At 53.6% G+C, this 20,523-nt stretch carries 21 protein-coding genes; 17 read left to right on the top strand and 4 right to left on the bottom strand.

Annotated elements, in window-relative coordinates; all coding sequences use genetic code 11:
• Positions 1-173: 173 nt before the first annotated feature.
• The 4 genes from BQ7364_RS03705 to BQ7364_RS03690 are packed head-to-tail and all read left to right on the top strand — an operon-like array spanning position 174 to position 3,076.
• Positions 174-1,586 (top strand): hypothetical protein, encoded by a 1,413-nt coding sequence (locus tag BQ7364_RS03705; protein WP_072683470.1) that lies wholly within the window; start codon positions 174-176, stop codon positions 1,584-1,586.
• On the top strand, positions 1,583-2,107 hold the full coding sequence (locus tag BQ7364_RS03700; RefSeq protein WP_072683469.1) for a LytTR family DNA-binding domain-containing protein: 525 nt from the start codon (positions 1,583-1,585) through the stop codon (positions 2,105-2,107). Before BQ7364_RS03705 ends, BQ7364_RS03700 begins: the two co-directional genes overlap by 4 nt.
• A complete protein-coding gene (locus BQ7364_RS03695) occupies positions 2,104-2,487 on the top strand; it encodes a hypothetical protein (protein ID WP_072683468.1) in 384 nt (127 codons plus the stop codon). Before BQ7364_RS03700 ends, BQ7364_RS03695 begins: the two co-directional genes overlap by 4 nt.
• A 31-nt stretch (positions 2,488-2,518) precedes the next feature.
• Positions 2,519-3,076, top strand: coding sequence for a P-loop nucleotide/nucleoside kinase family protein (locus BQ7364_RS03690; RefSeq protein WP_072683467.1), 558 nt, complete (start codon positions 2,519-2,521; stop codon positions 3,074-3,076).
• A gap of 91 nt (positions 3,077-3,167) precedes the next feature.
• Here the strand turns inward: BQ7364_RS03690 and rpsT are convergent, their stop codons facing one another.
• Entirely contained in the window at positions 3,168-3,428 is a 261-nt protein-coding gene (rpsT, locus tag BQ7364_RS03685; protein ID WP_006060229.1) for a 30S ribosomal protein S20, read from the bottom strand.
• A 181-nt stretch (positions 3,429-3,609) separates the two neighbouring features.
• Here rpsT and gpr point away from each other — a divergent pair, with 181 nt between their 5' ends.
• The 7 genes from gpr (at position 3,610) to hemW (ending at position 10,464) form a co-directional block, all read left to right on the top strand.
• The gene (gene gpr, locus BQ7364_RS03680; protein ID WP_072683466.1) at positions 3,610-4,479 is read left to right on the top strand and encodes a GPR endopeptidase; all 870 of its coding nucleotides are present in this window, start codon (positions 3,610-3,612) and stop codon (positions 4,477-4,479) included.
• A gap of 53 nt (positions 4,480-4,532) precedes the next feature.
• Positions 4,533-5,375 carry a stage II sporulation protein P gene (locus BQ7364_RS03675; protein ID WP_072683465.1) on the top strand — a complete coding sequence of 281 codons (843 nt, stop codon included), beginning with the start codon at positions 4,533-4,535 and terminating at the stop codon, positions 5,373-5,375.
• On the top strand, positions 5,372-5,650 hold the full coding sequence (locus BQ7364_RS03670) for a hypothetical protein (RefSeq protein ID WP_006060233.1): 279 nt from the start codon (positions 5,372-5,374) through the stop codon (positions 5,648-5,650). The genes BQ7364_RS03675 and BQ7364_RS03670 overlap by 4 nt, the downstream gene beginning before the upstream one ends.
• 63 nt (positions 5,651-5,713) lie before the next feature.
• Positions 5,714-6,667: a methionyl-tRNA formyltransferase gene (gene fmt / locus BQ7364_RS03665; RefSeq protein ID WP_234973145.1), complete on the top strand. Its 954-nt coding sequence runs from the start codon at positions 5,714-5,716 to the stop codon at positions 6,665-6,667.
• Positions 6,668-7,169: 502 nt separating this feature from the next.
• Positions 7,170-8,975 carry a translation elongation factor 4 gene (gene lepA / locus BQ7364_RS03660; protein WP_072683463.1) on the top strand — a complete coding sequence of 602 codons (1,806 nt, stop codon included), beginning with the start codon at positions 7,170-7,172 and terminating at the stop codon, positions 8,973-8,975.
• 126 nt (positions 8,976-9,101) lie between these two features.
• A complete protein-coding gene (locus BQ7364_RS03655; protein WP_006060237.1) occupies positions 9,102-9,374 on the top strand; it encodes a MazG nucleotide pyrophosphohydrolase domain-containing protein in 273 nt (90 codons plus the stop codon).
• Positions 9,352-10,464, top strand: coding sequence for a radical SAM family heme chaperone HemW (gene hemW / locus BQ7364_RS03650; RefSeq protein ID WP_072683462.1), 1,113 nt, complete (start codon positions 9,352-9,354; stop codon positions 10,462-10,464). The genes BQ7364_RS03655 and hemW overlap by 23 nt, the downstream gene beginning before the upstream one ends.
• 73 nt (positions 10,465-10,537) lie before the next feature.
• On the opposite strand, the gene BQ7364_RS03645 is transcribed toward hemW, so the two are convergent.
• Positions 10,538-11,392 (bottom strand): NAD(P)-dependent oxidoreductase, encoded by an 855-nt coding sequence (locus tag BQ7364_RS03645; protein WP_072683461.1) that lies wholly within the window; start codon positions 11,390-11,392, stop codon positions 10,538-10,540.
• A gap of 238 nt (positions 11,393-11,630) precedes the next feature.
• On the opposite strand from BQ7364_RS03645, the gene rpsO reads away from it, so the two are divergent.
• The gene (rpsO, locus tag BQ7364_RS03640) at positions 11,631-11,897 is read left to right on the top strand and encodes a 30S ribosomal protein S15 (RefSeq protein WP_072683460.1); all 267 of its coding nucleotides are present in this window, start codon (positions 11,631-11,633) and stop codon (positions 11,895-11,897) included.
• A 182-nt stretch (positions 11,898-12,079) separates the two neighbouring features.
• Here rpsO and BQ7364_RS03635 read toward each other — a convergent pair whose 3' ends face one another.
• Positions 12,080-13,324, bottom strand: coding sequence for a cation:proton antiporter (locus BQ7364_RS03635; RefSeq protein WP_072683459.1), 1,245 nt, complete (start codon positions 13,322-13,324; stop codon positions 12,080-12,082).
• 114 nt (positions 13,325-13,438) lie between these two features.
• Here BQ7364_RS03635 and BQ7364_RS03630 point away from each other — a divergent pair, with 114 nt between their 5' ends.
• On the top strand, positions 13,439-14,332 hold the full coding sequence (locus BQ7364_RS03630) for a LysR family transcriptional regulator (RefSeq protein ID WP_072683458.1): 894 nt from the start codon (positions 13,439-13,441) through the stop codon (positions 14,330-14,332).
• On the opposite strand, the gene BQ7364_RS03625 is transcribed toward BQ7364_RS03630, so the two are convergent.
• Positions 14,308-15,189, bottom strand: a complete 882-nt coding sequence (locus tag BQ7364_RS03625) for a LysR family transcriptional regulator (RefSeq protein ID WP_072683457.1) — start codon at positions 15,187-15,189, stop codon at positions 14,308-14,310. The genes BQ7364_RS03630 and BQ7364_RS03625 overlap by 25 nt on opposite strands.
• A gap of 106 nt (positions 15,190-15,295) precedes the next feature.
• Between BQ7364_RS03625 and BQ7364_RS03620 the strand changes: the two genes are divergently transcribed.
• The 4 genes from BQ7364_RS03620 (at position 15,296) to BQ7364_RS03605 (ending at position 20,522) form a co-directional block, all read left to right on the top strand.
• The gene (locus BQ7364_RS03620; protein WP_072683456.1) at positions 15,296-17,014 is read left to right on the top strand and encodes an ABC transporter ATP-binding protein; all 1,719 of its coding nucleotides are present in this window, start codon (positions 15,296-15,298) and stop codon (positions 17,012-17,014) included.
• Positions 17,011-18,744, top strand: coding sequence for an ABC transporter ATP-binding protein (locus BQ7364_RS03615; protein WP_072683455.1), 1,734 nt, complete (start codon positions 17,011-17,013; stop codon positions 18,742-18,744). The genes BQ7364_RS03620 and BQ7364_RS03615 overlap by 4 nt, the downstream gene beginning before the upstream one ends.
• A 444-nt stretch (positions 18,745-19,188) precedes the next feature.
• Positions 19,189-19,821 carry a TetR/AcrR family transcriptional regulator gene (locus BQ7364_RS03610; protein ID WP_072683454.1) on the top strand — a complete coding sequence of 211 codons (633 nt, stop codon included), beginning with the start codon at positions 19,189-19,191 and terminating at the stop codon, positions 19,819-19,821.
• Positions 19,818-20,522 carry an ABC transporter ATP-binding protein gene (locus BQ7364_RS03605; protein ID WP_072683453.1) on the top strand — a complete coding sequence of 235 codons (705 nt, stop codon included), beginning with the start codon at positions 19,818-19,820 and terminating at the stop codon, positions 20,520-20,522. The genes BQ7364_RS03610 and BQ7364_RS03605 overlap by 4 nt, the downstream gene beginning before the upstream one ends.
• Position 20,523: the final 1 nt, after the last annotated feature.

Raw genomic sequence — 20,523 nt, 5'->3', positions numbered from 1 at the left:
CAGCGATCTGAAATGATTGTGAAAGGATGGGATCGGGTTATCTTGAGATCCAGCCTTTAGCCGTCAGGGAGCTGTTCTGCCACTTAGGTATCAATATCGGCCGCTTACGCTGGATTTGTAGCGGACAATTTCCCTTTCGGGTACAATAAAAATGAATTAAAGGAGGGGATATCATGGCAGGCGTTGGAATGATGCTGATGATCTCGTTGGTCATCTTCGGCTTGAGCTTGTTTTTGTTTTTAACCTTTTCCCGGCGTCGGCGGCTGGGGATGTGCGGCAAGGAAACGCCGCTGGACGGAAGTCCGCAGTCCATCGTGATGGCTGGCGCGGGTCTGGCACTTTTACTTTTTCAATGGGATTCGCCAGCCTCTCCGCTGCAATGGCTGATGTTTGCGGCCGCCGCCGCGGGTCTCGTTTTATTGGCGCGCAGTTTGCGCCAGGGCTTGTTCGCCGGAGCGGCCTTACTGCTGCTGGCGGGAATGTTGATGAAACTGGTTTGGGACGATGAAGTGATGAAACAGCTGCTGCCGCTTGTCTTTTTGATCAGCTATGAATGTGCGGCGGCCGGGTTTATGGTCCATTCCACGGAAGCCGGAGTGCGCCGGCGGCTTGAGAGCTTGATGGGGTGGCAGGCGTTGTTGTTTGGGGTCGCGTTTTTAGGCCGCAATAACGCACAGTGGCTGCCGCTGCAGTCGTTGTTACAGCTGATTTGTGCCTATAAGGTTTATTCCCGGGCGCTGGATTTCCGCGAACAATTCTATTTTGTGCAGAAGCAGCGGGGGATTCGGCAGTTAAAACCGATTCAGGCAGGCATGCTGGTCATGATCTCAGCGCTTTTGTTAGCAGGGGTGCAGGCAGGGCTGGTGCGATCTGAAAGTAAAAATGCCCGGCCCCTGGTCTGGGTATACCGGACAGAGGACGAACATCTTAGCAACCTGATCGTGATCGAGGGGGAAAAACTGAAACTGAACCTGGCTTATCCGGTCAGCGACGCTTATGCGGATACGCGAATAAAGCTGCGGATCACGGAGACGGAAAGCGGCGAAGTCGTTTATGAAACGGAGGAAGCGCTGGATGATCAACGAACCGAACCGGGCAGTTATTGGATCATCAGCGAATTGCCGGGAACGAATCTCAGCGCCCGCCGGCCGGTTCCCTGGACGGTGACCTGGTCTGTTCTCAAGAACGAAACGGTCCTTGAAACCCAGACGTTGAGCTGCGAGCCGCTTAGGCTTCCGGTCTTTGCGGGCGAGGGCCAATATTTTCAAATCCGCAATCTGACCGCAGGCTATGGTTACTTCTCTTCCCCGGATGTGCAGGCCAAAAACACGCTGCGGATCAATCTGCTGCGGTTTCGGAATCTGGGATATCAGATGACCATGTTTGACGCGCAGGATCAGCCGGTTATTGAAAGCTCCAGCAACGGAACGATCCGCGGCAGTCTGACGTTAAGCCAAAGTAACTCAGGATGGGGCGTAAACTTTGATGATGAGGAAGTGGTCCGCGGAGCAATCACAATCTGGGTCAGCGACGCGAAGGGGAAAAAGTTCTATGAGGAAACGATAGAGCTGGTGAAGCAGCCATGATCAAACTGATCTGTTTGCCCGAGCATGAGGCCCAGCTGCGGGAAAAGCTGAAGCCCTTTGACGCGCTGGATCTGACACTGGTCGAAAAAGGGGTTGATTATGACTCGATTGGAATTCTGTTTCAGATGGAGGATCTGGCGGAACTGACCGCATTCCTCAATCACCATTTTCTGCAGGAAAAGCGGCAGACACTGACCGGGCAGCATGAGGGGCGGACCTATGTCGTCGCGCTGGCGGACGTGCTGTATATCGAAGGGCTGCAGCGGGAAACGTTCGCTTATACCGCCAGCCTGTGTCTGCAGCTCAACCGCAAGCTGTATCAGCTGCAGGAGGAGCTGTATCCGCGTCAGTTTATCCGTATCAGCAAGTCGTATCTTGTTAACCTCGCGAAGGTCGAACAAATTGCCCCAAGCTTTAACGGCCGGCTGACGCTGGTGTTAAGCGGAGGCGTGCAGCTGGAGGTCAGCCGCAGCTATGCGCCGCATTTCCGCAAAGCGATTGGAATGGAGGGAAAACGATGATCGAACGATGGCTCTATCAAATCCTGATCGGGATGGCGATTCCCCTGACGGCCAGTTTCTTCAATCCCCGCGCGGCGTCGCCGGATGGAATCTGGATTGTACTGACCGGCATTGGCTACGCGCTGTTTTTGGAAAGCTACCGGATCTGGATGCAGTCGCTGCGCAAAGGACAGCCTTGGATCACGGGCGGAAGCCTGGTGCTGATCGCGCTGGTGGTTTTCAGTCATTTTACGCTGGAACGCTTTCTTCTTCTGATCGCGCTGGGCGTGCCGATGATCCGGCTGACCCGATCGCTGCGCCAATATTCGCTGGCCCTTGATCACTTTAAACAGCGGCTCGCGGAAGAAAATAAGGATTCATCCACGACCGGAAAGTGCTGAAAAGAATTCAGAAAAGGAAGAAGGGAAACCAATGAAAGGGGAAGCGATTCTTGCATGGCTTCATCAGGAAGCGGATCCGCAGAAACCGCTCGTCGTGATGATGTGCGGCGTGGCCGGAGCCGGGAAGACGACGCTGGCGAAGCAGCTGGAAGCCGCGGGGTATCTGCGCTTGTCAATTGACGAGGAGGTATGGCGGCAATATGGCCGGTATGGCGTGGATTATCCACCCTCAGCCTATGCTGCGTATTCAGCCGCGGTTGAGGCCCAGCTGCAAGATCAGCTGGTGAAAGCGATTCAAGAACATCGGCCGGTGGTCATTGATTTTAGTTTCTGGAGCCGGAAGAAACGCGATGCTTACCGCCAGCGGATTGCCGCGGCCGGCGGTCAGGCCCGGCTGCTCTATTTAAAAGCCAGTCCGGAATGTCTGCGCCGCCGTCTGCGTCAGCGGGCTCAGCGCCGCGACGCCAATGCCGCGTTTGAAATCACCGGCGATATTCTCAACGGATATCTTCAGGACGTTGAAGCGCCGCAGGGAGAAGGAGAGCTGGTGATCGATCAGGATCAGTCCGCGGATTTTCCTTGCGCTTAGAAGCCGGACAGGGACGGAGCGGAGGTCTCCGACTTGTACCGAGTGCAGCAAACCATAAAAAAAGATCCGGAACCCGGATCTTTTTCGCATCTTACAGAGAGTTGACCGCTTTCGCTAAGCGAGCCTTCTGACGTGCTGTGTAGTTCTTGTGCTTCAGATGGCTGGTAACGGCTTTATCTAATAAAGAATTTGCAGTGTTGTACGCTGCAACTGCCTTTTCCTTATCCTTCGCTTCAACCGCAACCAGGACTTCCTTGATCGCTGTCTTCAGCGCGGATTTTTCCGCAGTTTTCGCTGCATTTCTCTTTAAATTAGTAATCGAACGTTTCTTCTGAGACTTGATGTTTGGCATTCTGACACCTCCTCCGCATTTATACCTTAAGAATTATAACAAAAGGAAGGTGAAAATGCAAACACTAATGGAAAAAGGTGACAAGAAACGAAGCGGGAATGACAAAAATAAAGGTTGATTCCGATTAAAACCCGCGCATAACCGGCAGAAGATCCGCGCATACTAAGTCCGAGGTGAGCGTATGCGCAAACACAGAACCGATCTGGCCTATGAAGAAGTGCTGGATTTACAGGACAATGAGAATTTTACCCATACGAAGAAAGCGTACCGGGGCATTACAACCCATCATATTTCAATCCATCATCCGTGCGAGGAAATTGACAAGCAGCCGGGTGAGTATGTCACGATCGAGCTGGACGATCTGAACGATGCATCCCAACGGGAAGAGGCGATTGCCGTGACGTCGGATTGTCTTAAACAAATCATCAGCGGACTTCCCACGCAGGGAACCCGGGCGTTAATCGTCGGGTTGGGCAACCAGGAGATCACAGCGGATTCCTTAGGCCCGATGGCGGCCCGCGAGGTGATCGTCACCGCCCATCTGCACCGGCTGAATGAAGCAGAACTGGCGCAGGGAACCAGCGAGGTCGCGGTCATCGTTCCCGGCGTGATGGGACAGACCGGTCTGGAAACCGCGGAATTTGTCCAGGCGGTAGCCCGGCAGTTTAAGCCCGACTTTGTGATCGCGATCGACGCGCTGGCAACCCGTTCCATCGAACGGATCAACCGGGTGATTCAGATCAGCGATACTGGGATTCAGCCTGGCGGCGGGGTCGGCAATCACCGCAAAGTGCTCAACGAGGAACTGGTGCAGGCGCCCGTCGTCGCGATCGGCGTCGCAACGGTCGTCAGTATTGAAGCGCTGATCGATCAGGTTCTTTCGACGATTCAATGCGACGATTATGAAAAGGTGATGGAACATATCCATTATCAGGAATCCTACCAGATGGTCGTGACGCCCAAAGAAATGGACGAGGAAGTCAAGCATTTGACGGAAGTGATATCAACGGCGATCAATCAGGTGCTTCATCCCCGCTACTCCCAGATGTAGTCATGAGCCCCCCTTGCCCCGCATAAACTGCGGAAAGAGAGGGGGCTTTTTCCTTGAAAACAAAGCTGAAAATCACACTCAAATGTCTGCTGATCCTGGCCTTTCTCGTCATGACGTCATTCTTTACCGGCTTCCGCGATTTACTTTCGCAGAATAAAACCTCGGTGCTGGAGTCGATCCTGCATCCGGTAATCGATCTGGACCGCATCTCGATCAAGGAACAGCTGGCGCTGCTGCCGGACTTCAAACAGGCGGTGGAACGGATTGATGAGGTTGTGATCAACGAGCCGTTTGTACCGAAATTTGAAAAGGAAGAAAAACCGGAGAAAAAATCCGTTTACATCTATAACACCCATCAGTCGGAAACGTACAGCGACGGCACGACGACATATGAAATCGGCATGGAGCTGGCGAAAATGTTAGAAGAAGAGGGGTATTATGTTTATTTTCAGACCGGGAATTTCCTGCGTGAAGCAGAGGAGGAAGGGCTGAAATACAACCAATTATATACGATTTCCCGCCGTCATATCAACGATACGTTTGCCGAACACGGCGGCTTTGATCTGGTCATCGACCTGCACCGCGACTCCGCGCCGCGTTCTGCTTCCATTCTGGAGAGCGACGGGGTCACTTATGCGAAGATGATGTTTGTCGTCGGCATGAAATCTTCCAATGCCGCTCACGTCATGGAACATTCCCGGCAATTAACCGACAAAATCAACCAGGTGATGCCGGGTATAATGAGATCAGTTTTTGAACGGCAGTCGGTTTACAACCAGGATATGGCGGAGAACATGGTGCTGCTGGAATTGGGAACGGACCAGAACAGCACGGAGGAAGTCCGCCACTCCTTACGAATCTTAGTCGAAGCGTTAACGAACGGAGGGATCGAATGAAACGGTTTATTCTGGACGCCTTTTTGATTTTAATCGTCGTCAGCATCGGCAGTACGCTCAATCAGCAGCAGCCGGAATCCACGATCCAGCAGCGGATCGACGAATTCAACCGTCAGATTGAACAGGAAGAAGTGATTGAGCCGCCCGTCCACCGGGCCTCGATGTATCAGATTCAGGAGAACGCTGCCGGTCAGCTGGGGGCGAATATTTCCGAGATGGTCATCCGCGTCGTCGATGGTTCCGTGCGCATGATCGCCTCGGCTTTCGGCCAATGAACCGCGCATCTTCCTTTTGTTTATGGTATAATCGTTGACGTAAACGAAAAGGAGGGATGCCTCTTGAAAACAAGAGTCTTATTTATGGGAACGCCGGACTTTGCCTGCGGGATTTTACAGGCGCTGGCCGAGCTGCCGTTTGTTGAACTGGTCGGGGTCGTATCGCAGCCGGACAAGAAGGTCGGGCGGCAGCAGAAGCTGCAGCCGACGCCGGTGCATGCCCTGGCGCAGCAGCTGGCGCTGCCGGTGCTGCAGCCGGAGAAGATCCGCACGGAGTATGCGGAAGTGCTGGCGTTAAACCCGGAGCTGATCGTCACCTGCGCGTATGGTCAGATGGTCCCGGAGGCCGTGCTGAACGCTCCGAAATACGGCTGCATCAACGTTCATGCTTCGCTGCTGCCGAAATACCGCGGCGGCTCACCGATGCATACCGCAATCATTCAGGGCGAAACGGAAAGCGGCGTGACGATCATGCAGATGGTAAAGAAAATGGACGCCGGGGATATGCTGGCGGTCAAAAAGGTAGCGATTGAAGCGGAAGATACGACGGAAATCCTGCATGACAAGCTGATGGCGGCAGGCGCGGCCTTGCTGAAGGAATGTCTGCTGGACTATATCGAAGGCCGGATTACGCCGGTTCCCCAGGATGAATCGCAGGTCAGCTTCGCCTGGAATATCACGAAAGAACAGGAGCGGATTGATTTTTCTAAATCAGGCTGGCAGATCTATAATCAGATCCGCGGGCTGATCTCCTGGCCGGTAGGCTATGGCGTGATCGCGGGACAGAAAATGAAGTTCTGGGGCGTGCGCTATCGCGACGAAAAGTCCGGAAAGCCGAGCGGCACCATTCTCGGTTTTGATGAAACCGGGATGCAGGTCGCCGCGGGCGAGGGGATGCTTATCGTAACCGAGCTGCAGATGGAAGGCAAAAAACGGGTCAGCGCCAGGGATTTCTACAATGGCAAAGGCAAGCAGCTGATCGGCTGCCAGTTTGAAGCGTTGACTGATTCGCAATAAAGCGAAGCTTAGTTGGCTCAAGTCTGTTTGGCGCCGACAAAAAAATGAGTTGGAAGGGAACCTGCGGATGATCCGTATCTGAAAAATAGGCAGATCGTGATTCGCATCCTGTTCCAAAGAAAACGTTCTCATCGAAGGATTGCCGACAACCCCATGTCAGTTGGAAAACTGGCCTGGGGTTTTGTCTTGTTGGTTGCGGCCAAGATTATTCAGATTGGATGGTTATGCATCCGGACTTTCTGATAAATGGCAACGGAATGGCGGCGATTTCTGCCTGAATCGATCGGGAATACCGAATTGTTTTTTACAGCTTTCGGATTCTTGTGTTTTTTAATGGGAGTGTCCCTGACGGAGCCAAGCAGACAATAAGCTTGCAGACGATGAAGAAAACAGACCGAAAATCGTCTATTCAGGCTTGTTTCCCGGCGACGGAGGCGCGGTTCTGCTTTTCTTTGAGGTCGGCTTTTGATATAATAGGACAGAAGTTTAAGGAGGAAGGACAATGGATCAGTCGAAGATCAGGAACTTTTCGATCATTGCCCACATCGACCATGGCAAATCCACATTGGCGGACCGGATTCTGGAAATGACGGAAACGGTTCAGCATCGGGAAATGGTTGATCAGATCCTGGATTCTCTGGATCTGGAACGGGAACGCGGCATTACGATCAAACTGAACGCGGTTCAGCTGAAATATAAAGCGAAAGATGGCGAGGAATACATATTCCATCTGATCGACACCCCGGGGCACGTCGATTTTACGTATGAGGTTTCACGTTCACTGGCGGCATGCGAAGGCGCGGTGCTGGTCGTGGACGCGGCGCAGGGAATTGAGGCGCAGACGCTGGCGAATGTCTATTTAGCGCTGGACAACGATTTGGAGATCGTGCCGGTCATCAATAAAATTGATTTGCCGAGCGCGCAGCCGGAAGTCGTCAAGGAAGAAATTGAAAGCGTCATCGGGCTGGATTGTACGGAAGCGCCGTTGATTTCAGCGAAGACCGGACTCAATGTCCAGGATGTGCTGGAGGAAGTCGTGAAGAAGATTCCGGCGCCTGCCGGCGATCCGCAAGCGCCGTTAAAAGCGCTGGTGTTTGATTCAGTCTATGACTCCTATCGCGGCGTTATCGTCTTTGTCCGTGTCAAGGACGGCCGGATTCAGGTCGGCGATAAAATCCGTTTCATGAATAATCAGGCTGAATATGAAGTGCTGGAATGCGGCGTGCGCAATCCGAAGGAAGTCAAGCTAGACGCTTTGGAGTGCGGCGAAGTTGGCTGGTTTGCGGCGAGCATCAAATCCGTGCAGGATGTCAGCGTCGGCGCGACCGTCACGAAGGCAGACAATCCGGCGAACGAAGCGCTGCCGGGCTACCGGAAGATGAATCCGATGGTTTACTGCGGTCTGTATCCGACGGATTCCGCGAAATACAACGATCTGCGCGACGCGCTTGAAAAGCTCAAGCTGAACGATGCTTCGCTGCAGTTTGAGGCGGAAACGTCCCAAGCTCTGGGCTTCGGCTTCCGCTGCGGCTTTCTCGGCCTGCTGCACATGGACGTCGTTCAGGAACGGCTGGAACGGGAGTATAACCTGTCGCTGATCGCGACGGCGCCCAGCGTTATCTATCATTGCTACCTGACCGACGGCTCGATGGTCAAGATCGACAACCCGGCGCATCTGCCGGAAGTCCAGCGGATTGAACGGCTGGAAGAACCGTATGTCACCGCGAACATCATGGTGCCCAACGAATACATCGGTGCAGTTATGGAGCTGTGTCAGAACAAGCGCGGAATCTATAAGGACATGCATTACATTGACGCAAACCGCAATACGCTGGAATATGAAATTCCATTAGGCGAAATCGTATTTGATTTCTTTGATAAGCTGAAAAGCTGTACGAAGGGCTATGCGTCGCTGGACTATGAAATCAGCGAATACAGAAAGAGCGATCTGGTCAAGATGGACATTCTGCTCAACGGCGAATTGATCGACGCCTTGTCGATCATCGTGCACCGCGATTTCGCTTATGCCCGCGGCAATTCCATTACTGTGAAGCTGAAGGAACTGATCCCGAAGCAGCAGTTTGAAATTCCGGTGCAGGCGGCGGTGAACGGGAAGATTATCGCGCGGACCAATATCAAGTCGCTCCGCAAAAACGTTCTGGCCAAGTGTTACGGCGGCGATATTTCACGAAAGAAGAAGCTGCTGGAAAAACAGAAGGAAGGCAAAAAGCGGATGAAGGCGGTCGGATCTGTAGAAATTCCGCAGGAAGCGTTCATGGCTGTCCTGTCGATGGACGACGATAAATAAAAACAGGCCGGTGGCAGGCGAACCTCAGCGATTGGATCATCCTTTCACAGGTTTCAGTGCCGCGCCTGTTTTTTTGATTGACGAGTTTAAAAATAGGAACGAGCGAAGAAAGGTCAGGGATAAGTTATGGCAATATCAGATGAAATCCAACAGCTGCGGATCGACTGCGGCTGGGATCAAACCGACACACCGGCGATTTTAGCCAAGTCGGTCTTTGCCGAAGCCGGGGAGCTGCTGGAATGCTTTATTCAAACCGAAGAAACACCGGACTGGGACGCGGTGAAAAGCGAGGTCGCCGATGTTTTGATGTATGCGATGTCGATCTGCATCGATCAAGGATGGGACGCCGAGGAAGTCATCCGGGAGAAGTTTGCCGATGTGCGCCGCCGCTACCTTTGAGAATCGCGCGCTGTATGTTCACATTCCCTTTTGTCAGGGAATCTGCGCGTACTGCGATTTCACCCGCGTGCGCTACCAGACCGGACTGGCTGATCAGTATTTGACGCAGCTGGCCAGAGAACTGGAAGAACGGGTGCCCTGCAAAGGCATGGAAACAGTCTACATCGGCGGGGGGACGCCGACCGCTTTATCGCTCGATCAGCTGCGGCGGCTGCTGGACTTGCTTCAGCCTTATCTTCAAGGGGCGACGGAGGTCACGATCGAAGCCAATCCGGAAGCGATCAGCACAGAACTGATCGAAATTTTGGTAAAGGGCGGGATCAACCGGATATCGCTCGGCCTGCAATCCTGCGACGATGAAATTCTGAAACAGATCGGCCGGCGGCATACGTTCGCTCAGGCGCGTCAGGCAGTGCGGCTGCTTCAGCAGGCCGGCTTGACGAATATTTCCTGCGATTTGATTTACAGCCTTCCTCGTCAGACGAGGACACAATGGAAAAAAACACTCCAGGACGTCCTGTCGCTGAACATTCCGCATTGCTCGCTGTATGCGCTGACGATTGAGGAACACAGCGAATTCGGCCGAACCGGCCAGCGGCCATTGGACGAGGACACCGAAGCCAGCATGTATTTTGAAGCGGTCCGGTTTTTAACCGAGGCCGGCTATCAACATTATGAAATATCCAATTTCGCGAAGCCGGGCTATGCGTCGCGGCATAATCTGCATTATTGGAACTATGATGATTTTTACGGCGTTGGGCTGGGCGCCAGCGGGAAGCTGAGTTCTTTTCGTTATGACAACACGTGCAATTTTCAGGAATATTTTAAAGGAAACTGGATCGGGGAAACGATCGAACTGTCGCGGCGGGATCAGATGTTCGAAATGGTGATGATGAATCTGCGCACCGCATGGGGGTTATCGCTGGCTGACTTTGAACAGAAGTTCGGGTTGCCGCTGAGCGAGGTCTACCCGGATGCGGTGCAGAAAGGAATCAGGCAGGGCTGGCTCAGAATGACGGAGAACCGCCTGATGCCGACCGAAGCCGGTATGGCGCTTCTAAATACGGTACTGGAGGAGTTTCTGGATTAAGAAACTTCTTTTCCATTGAGGTCAAGATGATCCACTAAAAAACCTCCGGAAACATCCGAAGGTCGAAAAGAAGCTATTTTTCGTAATGCTTGATGATGGCCTGAGTACCCAGATCGCCCTCGCCCTCATCCTGCATCTGTTCGTACATGGAAAGCACGATTTCCAGCACCGGCAGCTCCACGTTCTGCGCTTTTGCCGCTTCCTTAGCCAGCCGCATATCCTTGATGAAATGCTTGATGAAGAAACCCGGATTATAATCCTGCTGCAGCATCTTGACGCCGTTGTTGCTCATCTGCCAGCTGCCGGCCGCGCCCTTGCTGATGGCGCCGAGCAGTTTTTCCGGATCCAAACCGTTCGCCTTGGCATAAACGATCGCTTCCGCCACTGCGCTGACCGTGCCGGCGATTGCGATCTGATTCGCCATTTTGGTATGCTGGCCGCAGCCTGCCTGTCCCATCCGCAGCACCGATTTGCCCATCTTGTTGAAATACGGCAGACAGGCGTTAAAATCCGCTTCCTCGCCGCCGACCATGATCGACAACGTGCCCGCCGCCGCGCCGCTGTCCCCGCCGGAAACCGGCGCGTCCAATACGCGGATCTGATGCTCTTTTCCCTGTTGATGAAGCTTCACCGCCAGCGAAGGGGAGGATGTCGTCATATCGACCGCGATGGCCCCCGGCTTGGCCGCTTTGAAGATTTCATCATAAACTTCTTCGACATCTTTCGGGAAACCGACGATCGTGAAGATCAAGTCCGCATCCTTGACGGCCTCGGCCACGGAATAAGCGACCTGCGCGCCTTTTTCCTTTAATGCTTCCGCTTTGGCGGCCGTCCGGTTGTAGACGGTGACCTCATCGCCCTGATTCAATAAATGGGAAACCATAGACTTACCCATGACCCCGGTTCCGATCCATGCAATTTTACTCATCGTATCACCTCTTGTCCTATTATACCTTCATCCGGGGGCAAAACACAAGCATTGCTCCCTGTGTCCTGACTGCGCCCTCTGGCTCCTAAACCGCTTCATAAAGCAGGATCAGATGAAAATAAGACTTGTCAAGCAGGGGATGTTTATGCTATGATTAACACGCTGTTGAACTGGGATGCACGATGACTCCGTCGGCACGCTCGGTCCATCAGGTCTTAACGATATAGGAGGAAAACACATGTTAAGTAAAGCAGAAAAGACCGCGATCATTAAAGAATACGCTCGTTTTGAAGGCGATACCGGTTCCGTTGAGGTTCAGGTTGCCGTTCTGACAGCGCAGATCAACCGTCTGACAGAACATTTAAAGGAACACAAGAAGGATTACCATTCCACACGGGGTCTGATGATGATGGTCGGCCGCAGAAGAAAGTTCTTAGCTTATCTGCGCGACACGGATATCAACCGTTACCGTGATCTGATTCAGCGCTTGGGCCTGAGAAAGTAAGGATGAAGACAGCGTTTCACGACGCTGTTTTTTTTATGCTTTCTGTCTGATTGGATTGGTGCCACCCGATTGCGAGGGGTTGTATTTTTCACGGAAGAGGGCGCTGAAAACAAGGCAAAAGAAAACGGGTGGAAGCGAAGGGGATAACCCCAGACGTTTCCACTCGTTTCTGGTTAAGAGAGTCAGACCGCGGCCTGATGAGAATGCTTGTGATGGGCAGGATGCAGATTTTCTTTGGGAATGGATCCGGATAAGATTAGCGAGGTCTTCGCACACAGCGGACCAATGATTTCATACAGGATCGCCGTTGACAGGATGACCGTTGACAACAACGTTCCATATTCGCCGGGTAAGATCCGCTGGCCCAGGGCCGCTAAACCAATCGCGACGCCGGCTGACGGCACCAGTGCCAGGCCGAAATTATTTCGCGTTGTGGCCGGCGCCTGGATCAGGGTACAACCGATCCACGAACCGATCAGCTTGCCGACAATGCGGAAGAAGAAGAACCCCAGACCAATCAAGCCGACATAGCGCAGCGCCGGAATATTCAGATTCATGCCGCTGACGACGAAGAAGATCGTCATGATCGGCGGGGTGAAGCTGCTGACCTGATCAAACAGCTGAATATCCTTGGATAAATTCAGATAAGCCGCGCCCATCGCCATGCAGCACAACAGCGGCGAGACATCCAACGCGGTGCACAGCGCGCTCATAATTAAGATCATCGACACCGCGATGATCAGACGGTTATCGTCGGAACGTTTTTCCGTAATCATCTTATGCATGATCAGACCGCAGCCGATGCCCATGACCACCGCTAAACCGTTGGTTAAGACCGGCTCGATAAACACCATAAGATTCATCGCCGAGTGCTGAACCAGCGCTTCCGCGATCGCCGCGCAGACGCTGAAGGCAAGAATGGATACCGCATCGTCCAGCGCGACGACCTGCAGGATTAAATTGACGAAATCGCCCTTGGCCTGATACTGCCGGATCGTCATGATTGTGGAAGCCGGCGCGGTCGCCGATCCGATCGCCCCCAACAAGAGCGCGAAGGCCAGCGGCTGGCGGAAGATCACAACCATCACGAAGATGATGACCACCGCGGCGATCAACGCTTCGCAGCACGTCAGGATCAGAATATTGATGCCGTTGCGCTTCAACTCATGAAACAGAAAGTAGCGGCCGACGCCGAAAGCGATAAAGCCCAGCGCCACGTCGGTGACAAAACCGAGGCTGTTGATGATTTCCGTCGGGATCACGTTGAAGCAGAACGGCCCTAACAGCACGCCGGTCAAAATATAAGCTGTCACATTGGGCAGCTTCAGCAGCTTTGTGATCCGGGTTAACAGAAACCCGCTTAACAAAATAATCGCCAGACACAGCCCCAGCTCGGAATTGGGCTGTAAATTAAATGAACTTAACATCGTTTGAATTCCCCCTTGTCGTTTCCTACTTGATTATATGGATCAAAGAGGATAAAATCAAATTATGAATATTTTGTATATTATAAATATATTTAATAATAGGAGGATGACCTGATGATTGATCCCAAGATTAAAACATTGCTGGCGTTAGTGGAATGCGGCAATTATACCAAAACGGCGAAACAGCTGGCTTTAACGCAGCCGGCGATCACCCATCACATCAAACTGCTGGAGGAGGAATTCGGCATTAAGATTTTTTATAAAAACCGCCGTCAGCTGGTTCCGACCCCGGAAGGCGAGGTGCTGATCAAGTATGCACGGCGGGCTTACGCGCTTTCCGAGAATCTGCGCCAGGCGTTAAGCGACGTCCGCAGCCAGGTGAAAAGCCTGACGCTGGCCATCACGCCGACCGCCCAGAACAACATCGTGCCGCATTTATTCGCAAAATACTGCAACGAGCATCCTAACGTTCATATTAATATTATTACGGATAACATAAATAATATTTATAATAAACTCAAAATGTACGAAGCGGATCTGGCGATCATCGAGGGCAATATCACCGCCCCGCATTTCACTTCCATCCTGCTGGACACCGATTCGCTGTGCGTAGCCGTTTCGGTCAATCATCCGCTGGCCAAAAAGCAAAGTGTATCGCTGAGCGAGCTGCGGAATGAAAACTTCATTCTGCGTTCCTCCAGCGCCGGTACCCGCAGTCTGTTTGAAAGTCATCTGATCTCACAAAATTTAAGCATCCATGATTTCAACGTGATCATGGAGATCGACAGCGTCGTCGTGATCAAAGAACTCGTCGCTTCCAACATGGGCGTTACGATCATCTCGAAAAATGCCTGCCGCAGTGAGGTGCAGAAGAAAAAGCTGGTGACGCTGCCGATTGAAAACATGACGATGGTGCGTGAAATCAACATGGTGTATTACCGGGAATTCCGGCATCCGGAAATCCTGCGCGATATCCAGGCGATCTATACGTCAACCTTGGAATCCTGACGGAGAAAATCCAGAAACAACGCGGTCGCGGCGGAAAGCGGCCGCTTTTTCGACCAGATCAGACACGTTTTGGTGACCAGCCGTTCGCAGGCGATCGGCTTGACGGACATCTGCGTCAGATCAATGAAGCCGGCGGAGGAATAGGGCACGATAGCCGTGCCCAGTCCGGCCTGCGCCCATTGGATCGAAGTCCGGGCATCGTCATTAAGACAAAGCGGGGAAGGCGTGAAGCCTTCCTTTTCGCATTCCTCCGCTAACAGGGCCGCGAAGCGGCGGTAATAAACCAGCGGCTGATCCTTTAACTGCCGGATTGTGATCTGATCGTCTGGAAATTGATCCGTTTCCCGCCGGACGACGACGGCCAGCGGATCGGCGTCCAGCTCCAGGACGTGAACCGAAGCGTCGTAAAAGGGCGTGCGCACGATCGCGGCTTCAATCAGGCCTGCCGCCAGTTTGTTCAACTGTTCAAACGTATTGCCTTCGTCGATCTGATATCGCATTTTCGGATGCCGTGCAGCGAAACGGAAAAGTCTTGGATATAATAAGGAAGCGGCAGAGGAGGAGACCGCGCCCAGGCGCAGGACGCCCCCCTGTCCCTGGGCATAGCCGGTGATCTCCCGGCGCGTGTCTTCCGTCAGGCTGAGAATGTCCAGGGCCCGCTGATAAAAGCGCTCGCCGGCCGCGGTGAGTTGGATCCGCCGTGCTCCGCGGAAAAACAGCGGCGTTCCGAGCTCCTGTTCCAGCTGCTTCATCGCCACGCTGAGCGGCGGCTGGGATAAGTTCAGCGCGGAAGCGGCCTGTAAGATGCTGCCATGCTGGACAACAGCGACATAATATTCGAGCTGACGCAGTTCCATCGTGATCCTCCTATATGATTTAAGTATAGTTTATATAGTAAACCAATATTTTTTCTATATCAAGGGCGCTGGTATAATAAGTGAAGTCTGAAAGGAAGAAGTTTGTATGAAAACGATTGTTTCGTATTTCCGATATTTTAAAAAAGAACTTGTGTTCGGCCCGTTGTTCAAGCTGGCGGAAGCAATTTTTGAATTGTTGGTGCCGTTGGTGATGGCCCGGATCATCGACGTTGGCATCGCGCAGAAAGATCTGGCTTATATATTGCGCCAGGGTGGGGTGATCGTCGGCTTCGCACTGGTCGGCATCGCCTGTTCCCTGACGTGTCAGTATTTTGCGGCACGGTGTTCGCAGGGGATGGGCACGGAGCTGCGGCGGGCTGTGTATCATCAGATCAATTTATTCTCGGCCCAGCAGGTCAGTCAGTTTTCTTCTTCGTCGCTGATCACGCGTTTAACCAACGACGTCAATCAGGTCCAGCAGGCCGTCGCGATGTTGATCCGGCTGGCGATCCGGGCGCCGTTTCTGGTGCTGGGGTCGTTGACGATGGCGATGGTGATCGATCGGACGATGGCGCTGATCTTTCTGGCGGCGATCGTAGTGATCGCTTTGGTTTTGAGCGTATTGATGACGTGTTCCTCGCATTTTTTCAGAGCTGTGCAGCGGCAGCTGGACCGGATTTCGCAGATTACGCAGGAGAACCTCGAAGGTCAGCGCGTCATCCGCGCATTCTCGCGGCAGCGGTTGGAAACGCATCGGTTTGACGAAGCTGCCCAGGCGAGCTATCAAGCGTCGATGCGCGTCGGCTGGATCAGCGGTTTGTTTAACCCGGCGACGCAGATTGTCATCAATTTGGGTATTGTCGCGCTGCTTTACTGCGGCAGCTTTCAAGTCAACGGCGGCGCTTTGAGTCAGGGCAACCTGGTTGCGCTGGTCAATTACATGACGCAGATGTTTCTGGCCTTGGTCGTTCTGGCCAATTTGTTTGTAATCTTCACGAAAGCCGCCGCCTCAGCCGGCCGGATTGAAGCGGTCTTGAAAACAGAGCCGGCGATCATTGGCGGAATCACGGAACTGTCAAAGGATAAGGATGCTGTGCTGGAGATGGATAAGGTCAGCTTTGGTTACAGCGAAGGGGAAAGCGCGATCGAACAGATCAGCTTTACAATTCAGCCGCGCCAGACCGTCGGACTGATCGGCGGAACGGGCTGCGGCAAAAGCACAATCGTGCAGCTTCTGCCGCGGCTGATCGATCCGACAGCGGGCGAGATCCGGCTGGGTGGAGTGCCGCTGAGGGAATTTTCATTAGCGGACCTGCGCCGTCAGATCCGGATTGTGCCGCAGAAGGCGGTGCTGTTTTCCGGGACGATCCGCGAGAATCTTCGCTGGGGCAATCAAGACGCCGATGACGCGGCGTTATGGCAGGCGCTGACGCTGGCGCAGGCCAGAGATTTTGTCGAAGCTATGCCGCAGAGACTGGATACGCTGCTGGTACAGGGGGGCAAAAATTGTTCCGGCGGTCAGCGGCAGCGGTTGTGCATTGCCCGCGCGCTCGTGGGCCGGCCATCTCTGTTAGTGCTGGACGACAGCACCAGCGCGCTTGATTATCAAACCGACGCCCGGCTGCGGCAGTCGTTAAAAAAGATTGAGGGCAGTCCCGCGGTGCTGATCGTATCTCAGCGGATCGCCTCGATCCGGCACGCGGATTTCATTCTGGTGATGGATCAGGGCCGGCTGGTCGGCCAGGGGACGCATGAAGAATTGCTGGACACCTGTGCGGTGTATCAGGAAATCGTCCGTTCACAGACGAGGGAGGATCAACGATGAGTCAGTCAGCTTTATTGCGGCGCTTACTGCGCTATGTAAAACCTTATAGCTTGCTTTTGGCAATGGCGCTGGTCTTCGCGCTGCTGCAGGTTGCGATGACGCTGAGCGCGCCGGTGATCATCGGTCAGGCGGTCGATGCGATCGTAGCGGCGGGGCAGGTTGATTTTATCCGGGTCACTCAGACACTGACCGCGCTGGCGGCCGTTGTGATTCTGGCCGCGCTCTTTCAGCTGTTGATGACCTGCTGCACCAATGTCTGCTGCTACCGGACGATCCGGGATCTGCGCATGCAATGCTTCGCGCAGTTTCACGCGCTGCCTCTGGCGACGCTGGATAAAACGCAGCAGGGAGATTTTATGAACACGCTGGTCAACGATATCGACGTGATCTCCGACGGTCTTCTGCAAGGCTTCACACAGCTGTTTACCGGCGTGATCACGATTGTCGGCACGCTGGGCTTCATGCTTTCGATCCATCCGGGAATCACGCTGGCCGTCGTGCTCATCACGCCGCTGTCCTTTGGCGTCGCTTCATTCATCGCTTCCCGCAGCTCGCGCTTGTTTAAGCAGCAGGCGCGGATTAAGGGCGAGCTGTCCGGTTTTGCCGAGGAACGGGTCAATGGGCAGAGTCTGGTCGCAGCCTACAATCAGCAGGCAGTTTCAGAAGCGGCCTTTGATGAAATCAATCAGCGGCTTAACCAGGTTGGCACGCAGGTGCAGTTCATTTCTTCCCTGACCAATCCGTGCACGCGGTTCGTCAACAATCTGGCCTATGCGGCTGTCGGCATCATCGGCGCCCTGACGGCGCTGGGCGGCGGCATGAGCGTCGGTCAGCTGACTTCGTTTTTAAGCTACGCTTCGCAATATACCAAGCCGTTTAATGAAATCAGCGGCGTCGTTACCGAGCTGCAGGCCTCCTTAAGCAGCTGCGAGCGGGTTTTCCATCTGCTTGATCAGCCGCAGGAAAGCGATCAGGCAGATCAGGGGTCAGGAAAACAGGGCCGCGGCGAGCTGCGGCTGGAGCATGTGTCGTTTCGTTATCAGGCAAACGAGCCGCTGATCGAGGATTTCAATCTCACGGTCAAGCCGGGTCAGAAAATTGCGATCGTCGGCCCGACCGGCTGCGGCAAGACGACGTTGATCAACTTGTTGATGCGCTTCTACGAGATTGGCGGCGGGGTGATCCGGCTGGACGGCGTGGACACCCGCACGCTCAGCCGCCATGAGCTGCGCGCCCATTTTGGGATGGTGCTGCAGGACTCCTGGATCTTCCGCGGCACAATCCGTGAGAACATCGCTTACGGCCGGCCTGACGCTTCGCTTGCGGATGTGGAGAAGGCCGCCCGGCAGGCGCATCTTGATTACTTTATCCATCAGCTGCCGCAGGGCTATGATACGCTGCTGGATGAAACCGTTTCGTTGTCGCAGGGACAGAAGCAGCTGCTGTGTATCGCGCGGGTGCTGCTTTGCGATCCGCAAATCCTGATTTTAGATGAAGCGACCAGTTCGATTGATACCCGGACGGAGCTGTTGGTGCAGTCGGCGTTCGATCAGATGATGCAGGGCCGCACAAGCTTCATCGTCGCTCACCGCTTATCGACGATCGAACAGGCCGATCGGATTCTTGTGATGAATCACGGTCAGATTCTGGAACAGGGCAGCCATCACGAATTATTGAAGCAGGGCAGCTTTTACAGTCAGCTCTATAACAGTCAGTTCGCGGGCGAATAAACCGGATGGTCCGATGCTGAAGGGGCGCGAAACGCAGAGCCGCCTGTTCGCAAGAATCATTTTGCAAGCTTGATTTAACGTTCAAGAATCAGGGAAAGAAGATCTCCCGCAGGATGAAGCATCCCGCGGGATTTTTCATTTAAAAGTTTCTAAGGATGAAGAAAGTCTGAAATCCGGATTTTGAATAAGGCGAGTCCTCTGTCTTATTCATTGGCTGAAACAAGCCGGTGCTGAGCAATACCGGGGGCGATTTAAAAAAATAAGTCGGGACAGAATCGGCGATCTGGACTAAAACAAGGAGCATAAACTAAAAGGGTCAGGATCAAAATTTCAGAAAATTTTGAATTTGGACACCCGGAAAGATCTGTCTATTTTTAAACGATTGACAAAGCCAGTGAACAACCGTATATTATTAGTAACTGGAATAATGAACGGAGGTTTACTATGGCGCAGGTATTGAAAGAAATCCAGCGGGATAAAATTCTGGAAGCCGCCAAACAGGAGCTGCTGCAATATGGCTATCGGGATGCTTCGATGCGCCGGATCGCCGCGCAGGCCAAGATGACGGTCGGCAATTTATACCGCTATTTTGAAAGCAAGGATCAGCTTATTCAGGCGATCACCTCGCCGGCGCTGACACAGCTGGATCAGTTGGTGCGCAGTTTGACGGATGATCGGATTTCGCTGAACCAGACCAATACGGCGGTCGGTTTATCCATCGGCGAGCTGCGGCCGAAAATTGACCGGCTGGCTTTGGATCTGGCTGAGCTGTCGGTGCGGATGCCGCAGGAGATGCGGATTTTAATGCTGCACAGCGATCTGAGCGAACAGATTTCAAGCTGGCTTGTTTCCTTATTGGAAGTGCTGGCTAAAGAGTGGGCGCTGTTTCCATTCAACCGGGACGCTGAGTTTCACGCGCTGTGCCGGATGTTTTCCGCGTCGTTGTTTCAAGGCGTGCGCGAAGTCTTTTCCCAAGCTGGCGAACTGGATCAAAACCAGCTTTGCGAGGTGCTGCGGATTTACTTCGGTTTGTTTTTGAGCATGTTCAGTCCGGCTGTGAAAGGAGATCAACAATGAGCGAGTTTATTGAGTTCCGGGACGTCCGGAAAGTGTATAAGATGGGGGAAGTGGAGATTCCGGCGCTGGACGGCGTCAGCTTTCAGATTAAAAAAGGTGAATTTGTCGTGATTGCCGGCGCTTCCGGCGCGGGCAAGAGCACGATTTTGAATATTCTGGGCGGTATGGATACCTGCACCAGCGGCGAGATTCTAGTCGACGGCGAGGAAGTGTCCAAGATGGATGCCCGCCAGCTGACGACCTACCGGCGCTACGACATTGGTTTTGTCTTCCAGTTTTACAATCTGGTGCAGAATCTGACTGCCCGCGAGAACGTTGAGCTGGCCGTGCAGATCTGCAAGAATCCGCTGGACGTCGATCAGACGATCGAGGCGGTCGGCCTGCGGGAGCGGCGCAACAATTTTCCCTCCCAGCTTTCCGGCGGCGAGCAGCAGCGGGTTGCGATTGCCCGGGCGCTGGCGAAAAATCCGAAGCTGTTGTTATGCGACGAACCGACCGGCGCGCTGGATTATCAAACCGGCAAGGCAATCCTGAAGCTTTTGCAGGACACCTGCCGCGAGCAACAGATGACCGTCATCGTCATCACGCACAACCTGGCCCTGACGCCGATGGGCGACAAAGTCATCCGCGTTAAAAGCGGCAAGATCCGCTCGATTGAAGTCAACGAGCATCCGAAGCCGATTCAGGAGATCGAGTGGTAGG

The organism is Holdemania sp. Marseille-P2844, assembly GCF_900120005.1.
Classification (GTDB): domain Bacteria; phylum Bacillota_I; class Bacilli_A; order Erysipelotrichales; family Erysipelotrichaceae; genus Holdemania.
The sequence above is the reverse complement of the archived record's forward strand: the minus strand, read 5'-3'. Positions and strand labels throughout refer to the sequence as shown.

What these genes read in the sequence shown, in the direction of transcription:
- BQ7364_RS03705 (WP_072683470.1), top strand. Translation starts at nt 174, where the DNA reads ATGGCAGGCGTTGGAATGATGCTGATGATCTCGTTGGTCATCTTCGGC.
- BQ7364_RS03700 (WP_072683469.1), top strand. Translation starts at nt 1,583, where the DNA reads ATGATCAAACTGATCTGTTTGCCCGAGCATGAGGCCCAGCTGCGGGAA.
- BQ7364_RS03695 (WP_072683468.1), top strand. Translation starts at nt 2,104, where the DNA reads ATGATCGAACGATGGCTCTATCAAATCCTGATCGGGATGGCGATTCCC.
- BQ7364_RS03690 (WP_072683467.1), top strand. Translation starts at nt 2,519, where the DNA reads ATGAAAGGGGAAGCGATTCTTGCATGGCTTCATCAGGAAGCGGATCCG.
- rpsT (WP_006060229.1), bottom strand. Translation starts at nt 3,428, where the DNA reads ATGCCAAACATCAAGTCTCAGAAGAAACGTTCGATTACTAATTTAAAG.
- gpr (WP_072683466.1), top strand. Translation starts at nt 3,610, where the DNA reads ATGCGCAAACACAGAACCGATCTGGCCTATGAAGAAGTGCTGGATTTA.
- BQ7364_RS03670 (WP_006060233.1), top strand. Translation starts at nt 5,372, where the DNA reads ATGAAACGGTTTATTCTGGACGCCTTTTTGATTTTAATCGTCGTCAGC.
- lepA (WP_072683463.1), top strand. Translation starts at nt 7,170, where the DNA reads ATGGATCAGTCGAAGATCAGGAACTTTTCGATCATTGCCCACATCGAC.
- BQ7364_RS03655 (WP_006060237.1), top strand. Translation starts at nt 9,102, where the DNA reads ATGGCAATATCAGATGAAATCCAACAGCTGCGGATCGACTGCGGCTGG.
- hemW (WP_072683462.1), top strand. Translation starts at nt 9,352, where the DNA reads ATGTGCGCCGCCGCTACCTTTGAGAATCGCGCGCTGTATGTTCACATT.
- BQ7364_RS03645 (WP_072683461.1), bottom strand. Translation starts at nt 11,392, where the DNA reads ATGAGTAAAATTGCATGGATCGGAACCGGGGTCATGGGTAAGTCTATG.
- rpsO (WP_072683460.1), top strand. Translation starts at nt 11,631, where the DNA reads ATGTTAAGTAAAGCAGAAAAGACCGCGATCATTAAAGAATACGCTCGT.
- BQ7364_RS03635 (WP_072683459.1), bottom strand. Translation starts at nt 13,324, where the DNA reads ATGTTAAGTTCATTTAATTTACAGCCCAATTCCGAGCTGGGGCTGTGT.
- BQ7364_RS03630 (WP_072683458.1), top strand. Translation starts at nt 13,439, where the DNA reads ATGATTGATCCCAAGATTAAAACATTGCTGGCGTTAGTGGAATGCGGC.
- BQ7364_RS03625 (WP_072683457.1), bottom strand. Translation starts at nt 15,189, where the DNA reads ATGGAACTGCGTCAGCTCGAATATTATGTCGCTGTTGTCCAGCATGGC.
- BQ7364_RS03620 (WP_072683456.1), top strand. Translation starts at nt 15,296, where the DNA reads ATGAAAACGATTGTTTCGTATTTCCGATATTTTAAAAAAGAACTTGTG.
- BQ7364_RS03615 (WP_072683455.1), top strand. Translation starts at nt 17,011, where the DNA reads ATGAGTCAGTCAGCTTTATTGCGGCGCTTACTGCGCTATGTAAAACCT.
- BQ7364_RS03610 (WP_072683454.1), top strand. Translation starts at nt 19,189, where the DNA reads ATGGCGCAGGTATTGAAAGAAATCCAGCGGGATAAAATTCTGGAAGCC.
- BQ7364_RS03605 (WP_072683453.1), top strand. Translation starts at nt 19,818, where the DNA reads ATGAGCGAGTTTATTGAGTTCCGGGACGTCCGGAAAGTGTATAAGATG.